Origin of the sequence: Vibrio sp. 10N.247.311.51, assembly GCF_041467855.1 — a bacterium.
Classification (GTDB): Bacteria; Pseudomonadota; Gammaproteobacteria; order Enterobacterales; family Vibrionaceae; genus Vibrio; species Vibrio coralliirubri.
In genome coordinates, this window is record NZ_JBFSVK010000004.1 from 136,380 (window position 1) to 148,894 (window position 12,515).

A 12,515-nucleotide genomic window follows, 5' to 3' on the forward strand; every position below is an offset into this window, starting at 1 on the left:
GAACGCGCTAAATCGCTATGAATTCAACTCTTGTTGGTGCTGTTCAATCAGTTTCTCCATGTACTGCTCACCGCGCAGGCGAGTGTCTTCATAGGTTTCTGTCCCTTCAAACTTTGTCACCGTTTCATAATAGACTTTCACTTTTGGTTCTGTGCCTGAAGGTCTTACGATAATGCGTGAACCATCCACGAGGTGATAGATGAGTACGTCACTCGCGGGCAGGTTAATCGCTTCAGTATTGCCCCCAATGACGAAGCGTAAAGACGACTGCAGGTCTTCAATCACAGAGATAGCGACACCGTTGATTGCTTTAGGCTGTGCTGAGCGGAGCTTAGAACCAATCGATGGTGAGTCTGGGTCAAGGGCAATACTTCGTTGAGCGTTGGTGTGAACCCCATGTTCAAATGAAATCTGAGCGAGAAGATCCCAAACGGTTCGGCCTTGAGATTTTAACTCCTCAACCAATTGAGCAAACACGACGATAGCAGACAGTCCATCTTTGTCTCGTACCTGAGTACCAATTGTGTAGCCTAACGCTTCTTCATAGGCGAACAAGAACTCGTTCTGCTCATCTTCTAATTGCATGCCAATATTCGCTAACCATTTAAAACCTGTCAGCGTTTGGAAATAAGTCGCCCCGTGGGATAGAGCCACTTTTTCAAGCAAGGTTGAAGATACGATGCTGTTGCCAACTAATTGGTTTTTGGTGTGAGGTTTTGATAACAAGTAATGCGCGAATAGCACACCAACTTGGTCACCTGTTAGCATTTTGTATGAGCCATCATCTGTTCTCACTGCAACCGCAAATCGGTCTGCATCTGGATCGTTGGCACAAGCGATGTCGGCATCGACACTTTTTGCTAAGTTAACCACCAGATCCATCGCGCCTTTTTCTTCTGGGTTCGGGAAGTTGACGGTCGGGAACTTACCATCGGGCTCTCTTTGTTCTGCAACGCTGAACACCTTATGGAAACCAGAATCATGAAGTAGATCCTCAGCCATTTGTGCGCCGACACCATGCATTGCGGTATAGGTGATGGTGGTGTTCGCCGATTCGATCTCTTTACTCACGTATGGGCTCTGATTGAGCGCAGCGCGGTACGTTTGATAGTAGCCTTCAGTTAACCACACCAACTTACCTTGCGTTTCAGCGTCACTTAGGCTCATTAAAGGGAGCGGCTTGGTTGATGCGAGATCGATTTCAGCGGCAATGCCTGCATCGTGAGGAGGAATGATTTGAGCGCCATTCTCCCAGTACACTTTGAAACCATTGTATTCCGGTGGGTTGTGACTGGCAGTCACCACAACGGCAGCGGCGGCGTTGAAGTGCTCAATACCAAAAGCAACGATAGGGGTCGCCGCGACGTTCGAGGTTAGATAAACCTTAATGCCTAAAGCCGTGAGTACGGAAGCGGTATCAATCGCGAACTGCTTTGAATCTAAACGGCCGTCATAACCGACGACCACACCGCGGATGGTCGCATTAGCGACATGTTCGATTAAGTAGTGGCCGAGCCCGGTTGCTGTTTCCTGTATGACTAAACGGTTCATTCGATTTGGGCCGCATCCAACTTTGCCTCTAAGTCCTGCTGTTCCGAACTCTAATCGTTGGGTAAAACGATCTTCAAGTTCGTCGTGCATTCCCTCATCGATGAGGTGTTGAAGTTCTTCACGAGTTCTTGGGTCTGGGTCTCTCGCTAACCAATTCATTGCATCTTGCATAATCACTAAACCTATTAATGTCTGTATGACTTACTGTTGATTTAATTTAAGTGATATTGATTATCATTTCCATGAAAGCAATCGTAAAACTCGATATAAAATAAATTCCAACGGCAAGAGGGCACGTAGATTAAGCCACTTCAAATAATTGACTGTTTAGTAAGTAAACTTACCTTGAACAATTGGATATCACTAACTAGCCTTTTACATAAATATAACAAAATTTAACAAATTCGCCGTTTTTGAATCTTTCATGGAAACTTCCAACGCTTTTGAACCGTATTAGTTCTTAGGTTATATGAGGTCAGTAGCCCGCTCACAGGCTAGTTCCATGTGAGTTGTAGATTGAGATTCAGCCTTTTCATGTGTAGCCGGAATAACAATGAATGTTGCCCAGCTCGCAACGACATTTAGGTCGCAAGTATCCAATTAGGAAGGATAAGGAGAGATCTTTTGAAAAGATTACTGGTTAGGCTAGCGTGGCTTTTGAACAGTTTTGTTGTGCTTTTAGTATCGCCTTTAGTGCACGCAAGCAGTGATTACAACATGACTCAAGGCGTCACTGAGATCAGTGGTAAGGTGTATGAACTTCATATGCTGATCTTCTACATCTGTTGTGCGATTGCCTTTGTTGTTTTTGGTGTGATGTTTTACTCGATTTTGAGGCACAGGAAATCGAAGGGCGCAGTTGCTGCCCATTTTCACGAAAGCACGAAAGTCGAAATTCTTTGGACCATCATCCCTATCATCATCCTCATTGCTATGGCGATACCCGCTACCAAAACCTTGATTGCGATGGAAGATACCTCCCAATCAGATCTGACCGTTAAAATCACCGGGTCACAATGGAAATGGCATTACAGCTATTTTGGTGAAGACGTCGAATTTTTCAGCCTTCTAGCGACCAGTGACAAAGAGATTGAAGGTCTCGAAGTGAAAGGCGCGCATTACTTGCTAGAAGTTGATAAGCCGCTTGTACTGCCTGTTGACCGCAAAGTCCGTTTCTTGATGACTTCCGATGATGTGATTCATTCGTGGTGGGTGCCAGCATTCGCCGTTAAGAAAGATACCATTCCGGGCTTTATTAATGAGGCTTGGACTAAGATAGATGAGCCTGGTGTTTACCGAGGGCAGTGTGCAGAGTTGTGTGGTCGTGCCCATGGTTTCATGCCGATCGTGGTACATGCCATGGAAGAAGATGAGTTTGATGCATGGCTAGCGGAGCAGAAAGAGTTAGCGATAGCCGAACAACAAGCCGCGAAAGATGCATTAGATGCGTCACTTTCTTTGGCGGAGTTGAATACCATCGGTGAAGAGGTTTACAAAACTCGATGTGCGGTTTGTCACCAAGCAAACGGTGAGGGCATTCCCGGAGCATTCCCTGCCATCAAAGGAAGTCCAATTGCCCTTGGTGATGTGGGTGTTCACATCGACACCATTGTTTATGGTCGTGGCGGTACGGCGATGCAAGCGTTCGATAATCAGTTAACTGAGAAAGAGATCGCAGCGGTAGTGACTTATCAACGAAACGCTTGGGGTAATGATACCGGCGATATTGTTCAGGCCTCAGATATTAACGCTTATAAGGCGAAGCAAGAAGGCGGCTCTGAAAGCTCAACGGATGATGCACAAAATGATGCTAAGGATCAGTTATGAGTTCACCAATCAATAAGCCGGTGAAATCGGCTCCAGCAGAAGATCAAGTACTGAGCCATTCTGCGGAAGGTACGCTGGGCAATGATGATTTGCCTGTTGATGATCACGACTCACATGCGGCACCTAAAGGCTGGGCGCGTTGGCTTTACTCAACCAATCATAAAGACATCGGTACACTTTATCTGTGGTTCAGTTTTGCGATGTTCTTAACGGGTGGTGCCATGGCAATGGTGATCCGTGCTGAGCTATTCCAACCCGGGTTACAACTTGTTGAGCCAGATTTCTTCAATCAGATGACTACCGTCCATGGTTTAATCATGGTATTCGGTGCCGTGATGCCAGCATTTACGGGTTTGGCTAACTGGATGATTCCGATGATGATCGGTGCGCCCGATATGGCGTTGCCTAGAATGAACAACCTCAGTTTCTGGATCTTGCCTTTTGCGTTTCTAATCTTAATCGGATCTTTGTTTACAGAAGGGGGCGGCCCGAGCTTTGGTTGGACTTTTTATGCGCCACTCTCGACAACTTATGGCCCAGACAGTACCGCGCTATTCGTATTCTCAGTTCATATTATGGGGATCAGTTCGATCATGGGGGCGATTAACGTGATCGTAACCATTGTGAACATGCGCGCACCGGGCATGACTTGGTTCAAGCTACCAATGTTCGTATGGACTTGGTTAATTACCGCTTTCTTACTGATAGCCGTGATGCCCGTGCTCGCCGGTGCAGTGACCATGGTACTGACTGACAAATACTTTGGAACAAGCTTCTTTGATGCCGCTGGTGGTGGGGACCCGGTGATGTTCCAGCACATATTCTGGTTCTTTGGGCACCCCGAAGTGTACATCATGATCTTACCGTCTTTTGGTATTGTGTCAGCCATCATTCCAGCATTCAGTGGTAAGCGCCTGTTTGGTTATCACTCGATGGTTTATGCGACCTGTAGTATCGCACTGTTGTCATTCTTGGTTTGGGCGCACCACATGTTCACCACGGGTATGCCAGTATTTGCCGAACTGTTCTTCATGTATTGCACCATGTTGATAGCGGTGCCGACCGGTGTGAAAGTCTTCAACTGGGTGGCGACCATGTGGCGGGGTGCTTTGACCTTTGAAACACCAATGCTGTTTGCGATTGCCTTTATTGTTTTGTTTACGATTGGCGGGTTATCTGGATTGATGCTCGCTATCGTGCCAGCTGATTTCCAATATCACGATACTTATTTTGTTGTGGCTCACTTCCATTATGTTCTGGTAACAGGTGCCGTGTTCTCGATTATGGCTGCCGCCTATTATTGGCTGCCTAAGTGGACTGGGCATATGTACGACCACAAGCTCAGCCTGTGGCATTTCTGGACGTCGGTGATTTCAGTCAATGTACTGTTCTTTCCTATGCACTTTTTAGGGTTAGCGGGTATGCCGCGTCGTATTCCAGATTATGCGATTCAGTTTGCTGATGTTAACCAAGTCGTGTCGATTGGTGGTTTTGCCTTTGGGTTGTCTCAGCTGATTTTCTTATGGCTAGCGATTAAGTGCGTAAGAGGCGGAGAGCCTGCGCCAAGCAAGCCTTGGGATAGAGCTGAAGGTCTTGAATGGACAGTACCAAGCCCTGCGCCTCACCATACCTTTACTCATCCACCGAAAGTGGATTAGAGGGCAGAACCATGAGTGATAAGCAAAGCGATCCCAATCAAGATAAAAAACAACCAAAGCGCCAGTCTAATAAGCGATCGACCAAAAAGCTGACGGGCTACTTGGTGTTGAGCGTGGTTGCGATGTTTGGCTTCGGTTTCGCTTTGGTGCCGCTCTACGATGTGATGTGTGAGGCTTTAGGGATCAATGGTAAAACCAATACCGTTTCAGCGGTGCAACCTCAGGGAATGCTGCCAGACTACTCTCGTACGGTCCGCGTTGAATTCATGTCCCACATCAAGCCAGATATGCCATGGCAGTTTTCGCCTGAGGTTCGAGTGTTAGAGGTTCATCCTGGTGAGGTGGTTCAAACTAACTACATTGCCAAAAATCTTTCTGGAGCTTCACTGGTTGGCCAAGCTGTACCATCGGTTTCTCCAGGTATGGGGGCTACTTACTTCAATAAGATGGAGTGCTTTTGCTTTAATCAGCAACCATTGGACGGGCACAAGAGTGCCGAAATGGGTTTGATATTTTACATTGAGCCAGATATTCCAGAATCGATACACACGCTGACGCTCTCTTATACGCTGTTTAATATCACGAGTCAGGTGAGTGGAGAGGCAAGTGAGCCTGAAGTGACTACATCAACATTGAGCACACTACAATCTGGCTCACCAAAAGCGAGCACACTCGCAAGTAACTAGGGATTTACAGAACCAGTATCAACATAAGGAGTTGAGCGATGAGTTCTAGAAAGGAAGTTTATTTCGTTCCACATCAAAGTCACTGGCCATTGGTAGGTGCTGTAGCACTGTTTTTGGTCGCAGTTGGCGCTGGCTTGACGGTGCAAAACATGGGCACCGACGCCGCAGGTGGAGTATTTGGCAAAGCGGTGTTGTTAGTTGGGTTTGCAGTGCTGCTTTACATGCTCGCAGGCTGGTTTAGCAATGTGATAACAGAATCATTGAGTGGTCTCTATTCTGAGCAGATTTCTCGTTCTTTTAGACAAGGAATGAGTTGGTTTATTTTCTCCGAAATCATGTTCTTCGGCGCTTTCTTTGGCGCGCTTTTCTATGCTCGCATGATTTCTGTGCCTTGGATTGGTGGTGCAGGCAACAATGAAATGACCCATGAAGTATTGTGGCCGATGTTCCAATCGATATGGCCATTAACGACTACCCCTGATGGCGTAACGACACAAGCCATGCCTTGGCAAGGTATCCCGCTTAAGAACACCATTATTCTGCTGCTTTCCTCTGTGACGCTGCACATGGCACATATCAGTCTTGAACAAAATAAGCGTATGGCTTTGATCGTCTGGTTGGAGATAACCATTGTTCTGGCTGGCTTCTTCCTGTTCTTCCAAGTTGAAGAGTATCTTCACGCTTATCAAGAGATGGGGCTGACACTTCAGTCAGGCATCTACGGTAATACCTTCTTTTTACTGACTGGGTTTCATGGCTTACATGTCTGTTTAGGGACGATCTTTTTGATTGTGTTGCTGGCAAGGGTTGCGAAAGACCACTTCACTCCGAAAGACCACTTTGCGTTCCAAGCGGGCAGCTGGTATTGGCACTTTGTTGATGTGGTTTGGTTGGGCCTGTTTGTATTTGTCTATGTGCTTTAACTGCTGAGCCTATAGGGGATTAATAGGGGCGAGGGTTGGGAGTTATCACTCCTGATCCCAAAGCAAGTAATAAAAGTAGCACGACAACGGCTGACCACATGACACGACGCCCCAAGAAGTGACTGAGCCTTTTTCCATTGTGTTTACCAGAGGCGATTTGGATTAGGCCTTTCATCAAATTGAAAGCGATAAAAAACAGCAAAGCGACCAATACGACTTTAAATAACAGTACAAAGGTAGATGACGCCATAGTGATAACTCCAAACCGATTGATTGATGATGAACACAAGTTCCGCAGTAAAGGTTTTTGGATAGCGGTTGTTTTAACTGTGGTTTCAGTCGGCGCTTTAATCAAGTTGGGTTTATGGCAACTCGATCGTGGTAACGAGAAATTGCGTTATGAACAGCAATTAACAGAGAGAGCACAGCTATCGTCACAACCTTTAGGTGTCGTTATTTCTGAGTTGCGAGAGCTGGGTTTATCTGGTCAAGAGTCATTAAGTCCTCAAACCCTAAACGGGGTGAAGGCTGATGTTGAATTAGTCAATACGAGCGGCTTGATGCTCTTGTTAGACAACCAGATAAACCAAGGAACGGTAGGGTATGTGATTTACATGTTGGGGAAGGTTCGTCTTGAAGATGAAAACAATGTCTTAGTGGCTGAAAAACAGTTGTTGATAGATCTTGGGTTTGTTCCGGCAAGTAATGACAGAAGAGAACTACCACAATTAGGAAGCATCACTGTACCAATCAAAATGTCAGGGCGCTTGTATACACGCTCCGTTAATCCTTTAAGTCATGAGTTGGGTTTAGAAAATACGACACCGAATAGAATCCAAAACCTAAACATAGCAGCGTTATCACAGTATACAGGACAAGAAGTGCTGCCCTTTGTCTTCCAACCTCAGAGCTTAGATTCGTGGCCTTATGAGTTGTTATGGCGACCGACGGCAATGAAGTCTGAGAAGCACTTTGGTTACTCGTTTCAATGGTTTGTAATGGCTGCTGTACTTCTGTTTTTGATGTTATTGATTGGGTTCCGATATTTTAAGAAAAATAGCTACATGAATAAGAAGTAGGCACTTGAAGTTTAAATAGCGACTTAAAAGCAGCGCCTACAACAAGGAAGAAAGATGGATAAATCTCAAGTACAAATGAACAGGGAAAGTACCGATGCAAACATGGCCGAGCTTAAAAGTCGTCGTACTAAGGGGCGTCTGGTATTAATCGGATTAGTTTTGATTTTCGCTTTGCCTGCGATTATTGCCAAAACCGTGTTGGATCAGAATTGGTACACGTCAGGCGTCACTAACTCGGGCGAATTGGTAGAACCAAGAACCACACTAGCGGATTTCGGCGTAACGGTACCCATGGCTGGAGAGGGGTGGTTAGTGGGTTATATTGCGCCGATGGAGTGCGAAAGCTTGTGTGAACAACAGCTTCATTATTTGAATCAAAGCTACTTGGCGTTAGGTAAAAACAAAGAGCGCGTGACCGCCGTTGTTTTTGTAACGGAAGGTAACTCGTTAACGGGTTCGCTTGATAAGCCGGATTTGTCTTTGTTAGCTGGTGGCGATCAGTTAAGCACCGAGTTTGCGCCGGCTTCCATTGTCATTATTGACCCGCTAGGTCAGCTGGTTATGGAGTACAAAAGCGTTTCGGAACCGTCGCAGCTAGTCGGGCAATCCAAAGGCATGATTCATGATTTAAGAAAGCTACTTAAGCTATCACGAGTTGGGTAGTTGATGGCGTGAGTGCTTGAGCTTAAGCAGCGAAAAGGGAATAAGTATAGGGAGATAAGTGATGCAGAATAAAGCCCCTGATTTACTGATGCTCGTGATGAGATTAACTATCTTGTTAACCCTTACCGTGATTGTTCTCGGCGCTTATACACGTTTGTCTGATGCTGGCCTTGGCTGTCCTGATTGGCCGGGTTGTTATGGGAAGATCACCGTTCCTTCTGATGCCCAAGCGGTGAATCAAGCCAATCTGCAATTCCCTGAGCGAGCTCTTGAAGCAGATAAAGCCTGGATAGAGATGATACATCGCTACTTTGCAGGAACATTAGGGCTGCTCATCTTTGTCGTTGTAGCTTGGTGTATTAAAAAGAACATCACACCAGTTGGTCTTCCATTACTTATCTCAGCCACTGTGATTTTTCAGGCTTTGCTTGGAATGTGGACGGTGACTCTCAAGTTGATGCCCGTTGTGGTTATGGCGCATTTGATGGGGGGCTTCACGTTGCTGTCACTGTTGTGTCTGCTCTACTGTCGTTTGTCTCAATTCCAAAGCCGTTTTGGCGAGGCTTCTTATTCTCCGACACTTAAAGTTTGGTCGCTGTTTGGGTTACTCATTGTGGTTGGGCAGATACTGCTTGGTGGTTGGACATCGTCAAACTATGCCGCTTTGGTGTGTACCCAACTGCCTATTTGTGAAGGTAACTGGATGAGCTACCTCGATTTCAAAAATGCGTTCGATTTTGCTCAACACGGACACGATAACTATGAGTTTGGCGTGTTGGAGTATCCAGCAAGGCTCACCATCCATGTCATGCACAGGTTCGGGGCTATTGTGGCGACATTAACGGTGCTGATGCTCGTGTACCAGTTATGGAAGTTTGGCCAAGCACCTCACCAAAAGTTGAGCGTGATTGTGGCAATAGTGTTGTTTACTCAAATCAGCCTTGGGATCAGTAATGTATGGTTTCACTTGCCAATCTCAGTTGCGGTTTTGCATAACCTAGTCGCAGCAATGTTGCTCATCAGCATGGTTGTAACCAATTTTGTGGTGTGGCAACGCAAACCGAGTGAGAGCTTGGTGAAGAACAGTGTATTACAAGGAGGTAATCATGGTCAGTAGAACGTCAACACAGTATGAAGCGGTGGCTCAAGACGCAGCCTTAACTCATAAGATAACAGCCAACAATGACATAGCTTTAGGTAACGAAAAGGCTGAAAAAAACAAAGCCACTTGGAAAGTTTATTTAACGCTGACCAAGCCTAAAGTGGTGGCTTTGATGTTGTTGACGGCATTGGTTGGGATGTGTTTGGCCGTGCCGAATGGATTGCCTTTGCAACAAACTCTGTTCGGAATGATTGGGATAGGGTTAATGGCAGGTTCAGCCGCTGCGTTTAACCATTTGATCGATAAAAAGATCGACGGCCAGATGACTCGAACAAATCGACGTCCTTTACCATCCGGTGAACTGAGTAGTGTGCGTGTATTCAGCTTTGCTGCGGGTATTGGGTTACTTGGCTTTGTCACGTTAGTGGTGTGGGTCAATCAACTGACTGCGTGGTTAACTTTTGCAAGCTTATTGGGCTATGCGGTGATTTATACCATGTACTTGAAGCGAGCAACGCCGCAAAACATTGTGATAGCAGGGATCGCTGGTGCAATGCCTCCGCTATTGGGCTGGACGGCGGTTACCAATGAACTGCACTCAAATGCTTGGTTGTTGGTGATGATCATCTTTATTTGGACACCTCCTCATTTCTGGGCGTTGGCAATTCATCGTCGGGACGAATATGCCAAGGTGAATATTCCCATGTTGCCCGTGACCCACGGAATCGAATACACCAAGACTTCAATTTTGCTGTATACCTTGTTGCTTAGCATCGTATGTATATTGCCTGTGTTGGTCGGCATGAGCAGCTGGATATATCTGAGCGCGTCATTGGTGCTCAACGGTGGGTTTGTTTACCACGCTTGGGTACTTAAGTATCGTGATGAGCCTAATATGGCGATGAAGACTTTTAAGTTCTCCATCTATCATCTCATGATCTTGTTTGTTGCTCTGTTGGCGGACCACTATCTACTTTGACAACTGGCGTTTCTACTTTTACTGAACAAGAAAACGGATGCTCTGGGCATCCGTTTTTGTTTGGTTGATCACTAAAACGCACTTAATACAAAGTAAGTTTCTAGCGAGTACTTAGTCCACTTTGTTCCAAGCACTTTGCCAGTGTGAACCTACACCTGGTTCGTACTGAGTTGCTGTTGGAGCCCATTGAACACAGTAACCAGAGTATGGGAACTCTTTACACTGATAAACGCCACCATCGCTGCTCAGAACCTTTGTTCCTGCAGTGTAAGATTCAATGCTTTCTGGGAACACAAAGTCGTAATCGCCCGCTGGTGGCGGTGTTTGCTCGTCCATTAGATGGAAATCAAGCGTGTTCTGATCCACTAAGTTACCTTGGTCATCTTTCGTCACAACCACAAGCATGTGGTGGCCAGCTTCAGACTTAGAAAGAGTCAGTTGAACACCTTCAACTTGTCCGTCTGTTAGATCTGATTTCTGAGATGCAAGCGCTTCACGGTGATGGTTGTACACGGTAAGCTCAGCTTGGATATCGCCTGTTGCCGCTAACGTAAGATCAAGCTGAGTAGGTTGACTCTCATCGATAATGTACTCTGATTCTAAGCCCGTTACTTCTAGTTCATGCTCGGGTTCTGGAGTATCAATCTTGTAGCCGATCTCGACACTGTTGAAGCCAGATCCTGCTTTTAGATAAACAGGGTTAGTGCCGTAAACGGGTGCGAAATCGCCTTGGTCGTTCAATTGGCCTGCTTTGATTTGCGTCTGCTCTTGGTTGATCTTAGAGGCAAGAGCGTAAGACCAGTTATTGGCTTTGCCTTGCTCAGAACTTTCAATCACAAGCTCTGTGCTGTATGAAGTGTTCTCACCAGATTGGTCAAATACACGCGTATAAACAGCGTCACCAACATTCAGGTCTTGTGTCGGGTTGATTTGACCACCTTGATCCCAATCAGGAATGATAGGGCCGTCGCCATCAAATTTCACGTCGATAACGTTGTAGAAAGCCGCAGCAGTGTCACCTACATCCCATACCGCAAGGATCACTTGATAGCCTTCGCGTTCTGGCACATTACACAAGTGGCTTACTTGCATCGGTGGCTGTTCCATATTGCCTTCAACAACACAGAATGGCGTTAAGTCAAAAGAGCTGCGTGCCAAAGGCTGGTTTGGATTCCAGTCTGGTTGAGTAATGTAATATTTCCAATCGCGAGTCTTGTGATTAGCTGTGAATGTCCACTCGAAGTATTGAGAACCAGACTTGATAGGGCGTTTAACCCAGCGGTCTGCCTTTTGTTCGTCTAGTGCTGCTGCTAAAGAAGATTGCGCACTGGCAATTTTTCCATCAGCAGGGCCAACTTCTGGGAAGCCTTCAGGGCCTTCTACACTTTGTGGTTCGTATTGGATACCACCACAGTTGGTGTTTTTCTCTTGCGTATCACTCGCAGGGAACTTACATAGGGCAACACGGCTCTCAGCTACGCCATTGTTGTATGCCGAGACATAACCGTGACCGAAGCTTGCACCGCTTACGCTAAGAAGCGATAGCGCGATGAGTGATTTTTTTGGGAGTTGTTTCATTATTTGTCCTTACTGTATTTGGCCGACAAAAAAGAGAACACTCCGGCATGCATTTACACTTAAATCCTATTAAGTGGCGACCCCGCTATCATAGACAGAATATTTGTCGACAGACCGGTGGCTTTGCGTCCTATTCTTTCAAATAGTTTGCCAGAAGTGCGTTTGAGCAATCGAAATGTAGCCAACCAGTTTTATAAATGCGAATCAATCGATTGAAATGTGGAATGCCAATCTCGAACTTTTAATTCTTAATACAAATTAACTTGCTATATGTTTAGTTCGTTAACGTATAAATTATTGATATAAGTAAGGAAAGTATTTGCTCTAATCGTTTATGTGAATGAATTTGGCTTGTTTAGCTTTGCTCTGTACAACAATTGTACGCATATCAAAACCAAACCTTTGGTTTCCACTAACCGAACGCTGACACGCCATGTATGAAAAACCGGACAATTGATTGGTATGAATT

11 protein-coding genes and 1 riboswitch are annotated in these 12,515 nt (G+C 45.8%); of the genes, 8 read left to right on the forward strand and 3 right to left on the reverse strand.

Annotated elements, in window-relative coordinates:
* Positions 1 to 15 precede the first annotated feature (15 nt).
* On the reverse strand, positions 16 to 1,722 hold the full coding sequence (locus tag AB6E85_RS05690; protein ID WP_372141798.1) for a phospho-sugar mutase: 1,707 nt from the start codon (positions 1,720 to 1,722) through the stop codon (positions 16 to 18).
* A 453-nt stretch (positions 1,723 to 2,175) separates the two neighbouring features.
* Between AB6E85_RS05690 and coxB the strand changes: the two genes are divergently transcribed.
* From coxB to AB6E85_RS05710, 4 genes are read left to right on the forward strand one after another with little or no spacing between them, the layout of a single operon-like run.
* Positions 2,176 to 3,378 (forward strand): cytochrome c oxidase subunit II, encoded by a 1,203-nt coding sequence (coxB, locus tag AB6E85_RS05695; protein ID WP_372141799.1) that lies wholly within the window; start codon positions 2,176 to 2,178, stop codon positions 3,376 to 3,378.
* A complete protein-coding gene (gene ctaD / locus AB6E85_RS05700) occupies positions 3,375 to 5,036 on the forward strand; it encodes a cytochrome c oxidase subunit I (protein ID WP_017088645.1) in 1,662 nt (553 codons plus the stop codon). The genes coxB and ctaD overlap by 4 nt, the downstream gene beginning before the upstream one ends.
* 11 nt (positions 5,037 to 5,047) lie before the next feature.
* Complete coding sequence (locus AB6E85_RS05705; protein ID WP_372141801.1) at positions 5,048 to 5,722, forward strand: cytochrome c oxidase assembly protein; 675 nt, start codon at positions 5,048 to 5,050, stop codon at positions 5,720 to 5,722.
* Between the two features lie 38 nt (positions 5,723 to 5,760).
* Entirely contained in the window at positions 5,761 to 6,645 is an 885-nt protein-coding gene (locus AB6E85_RS05710) for a cytochrome c oxidase subunit 3 (RefSeq protein ID WP_372141803.1), read from the forward strand.
* Positions 6,646 to 6,664: 19 nt separating this feature from the next.
* Here AB6E85_RS05710 and AB6E85_RS05715 read toward each other — a convergent pair whose 3' ends face one another.
* Positions 6,665 to 6,895 (reverse strand): DUF2909 family protein, encoded by a 231-nt coding sequence (locus AB6E85_RS05715; protein ID WP_017064837.1) that lies wholly within the window; start codon positions 6,893 to 6,895, stop codon positions 6,665 to 6,667.
* Between AB6E85_RS05715 and AB6E85_RS05720 the strand changes: the two genes are divergently transcribed.
* From AB6E85_RS05720 to cyoE, 4 genes are all read left to right on the forward strand, one after another.
* Complete coding sequence (locus tag AB6E85_RS05720; RefSeq protein WP_372141804.1) at positions 6,783 to 7,724, forward strand: SURF1 family protein; 942 nt, start codon at positions 6,783 to 6,785, stop codon at positions 7,722 to 7,724. The genes AB6E85_RS05715 and AB6E85_RS05720 overlap by 113 nt on opposite strands.
* Before the next feature lie 54 nt (positions 7,725 to 7,778).
* Positions 7,779 to 8,387, forward strand: a complete 609-nt coding sequence (locus tag AB6E85_RS05725) for a hypothetical protein (protein ID WP_372141806.1) — start codon at positions 7,779 to 7,781, stop codon at positions 8,385 to 8,387.
* Positions 8,388 to 8,448: 61 nt separating this feature from the next.
* Positions 8,449 to 9,504, forward strand: coding sequence for a heme A synthase (locus AB6E85_RS05730; protein WP_372141808.1), 1,056 nt, complete (start codon positions 8,449 to 8,451; stop codon positions 9,502 to 9,504).
* Positions 9,494 to 10,468, forward strand: a complete 975-nt coding sequence (cyoE, locus tag AB6E85_RS05735; protein WP_372141810.1) for a heme o synthase — start codon at positions 9,494 to 9,496, stop codon at positions 10,466 to 10,468. Before AB6E85_RS05730 ends, cyoE begins: the two co-directional genes overlap by 11 nt.
* A 111-nt stretch (positions 10,469 to 10,579) precedes the next feature.
* On the opposite strand, the gene gbpA is transcribed toward cyoE, so the two are convergent.
* Positions 10,580 to 12,046 carry an N-acetylglucosamine-binding protein GbpA gene (gbpA, locus tag AB6E85_RS05740; RefSeq protein ID WP_372141812.1) on the reverse strand — a complete coding sequence of 489 codons (1,467 nt, stop codon included), beginning with the start codon at positions 12,044 to 12,046 and terminating at the stop codon, positions 10,580 to 10,582.
* 72 nt (positions 12,047 to 12,118) lie between these two features.
* Positions 12,119 to 12,208, reverse strand: a riboswitch (cyclic di-GMP riboswitch).
* Positions 12,209 to 12,515 lie beyond the last annotated feature (307 nt).

Bases quoted from the DNA above. Each gene is read 5' to 3' on its own strand.
- AB6E85_RS05690 (WP_372141798.1), bottom strand. From the start codon at position 1,722: ATGCAAGATGCAATGAATTGGTTAGCGAGAGACCCAGACCCAAGAACT.
- ctaD (WP_017088645.1), top strand. From the start codon at position 3,375: ATGAGTTCACCAATCAATAAGCCGGTGAAATCGGCTCCAGCAGAAGAT.
- AB6E85_RS05705 (WP_372141801.1), top strand. From the start codon at position 5,048: ATGAGTGATAAGCAAAGCGATCCCAATCAAGATAAAAAACAACCAAAG.
- AB6E85_RS05710 (WP_372141803.1), top strand. From the start codon at position 5,761: ATGAGTTCTAGAAAGGAAGTTTATTTCGTTCCACATCAAAGTCACTGG.
- AB6E85_RS05715 (WP_017064837.1), bottom strand. From the start codon at position 6,895: ATGGCGTCATCTACCTTTGTACTGTTATTTAAAGTCGTATTGGTCGCT.
- AB6E85_RS05725 (WP_372141806.1), top strand. From the start codon at position 7,779: ATGGATAAATCTCAAGTACAAATGAACAGGGAAAGTACCGATGCAAAC.
- AB6E85_RS05730 (WP_372141808.1), top strand. From the start codon at position 8,449: ATGCAGAATAAAGCCCCTGATTTACTGATGCTCGTGATGAGATTAACT.
- cyoE (WP_372141810.1), top strand. From the start codon at position 9,494: ATGGTCAGTAGAACGTCAACACAGTATGAAGCGGTGGCTCAAGACGCA.
- gbpA (WP_372141812.1), bottom strand. From the start codon at position 12,046: ATGAAACAACTCCCAAAAAAATCACTCATCGCGCTATCGCTTCTTAGC.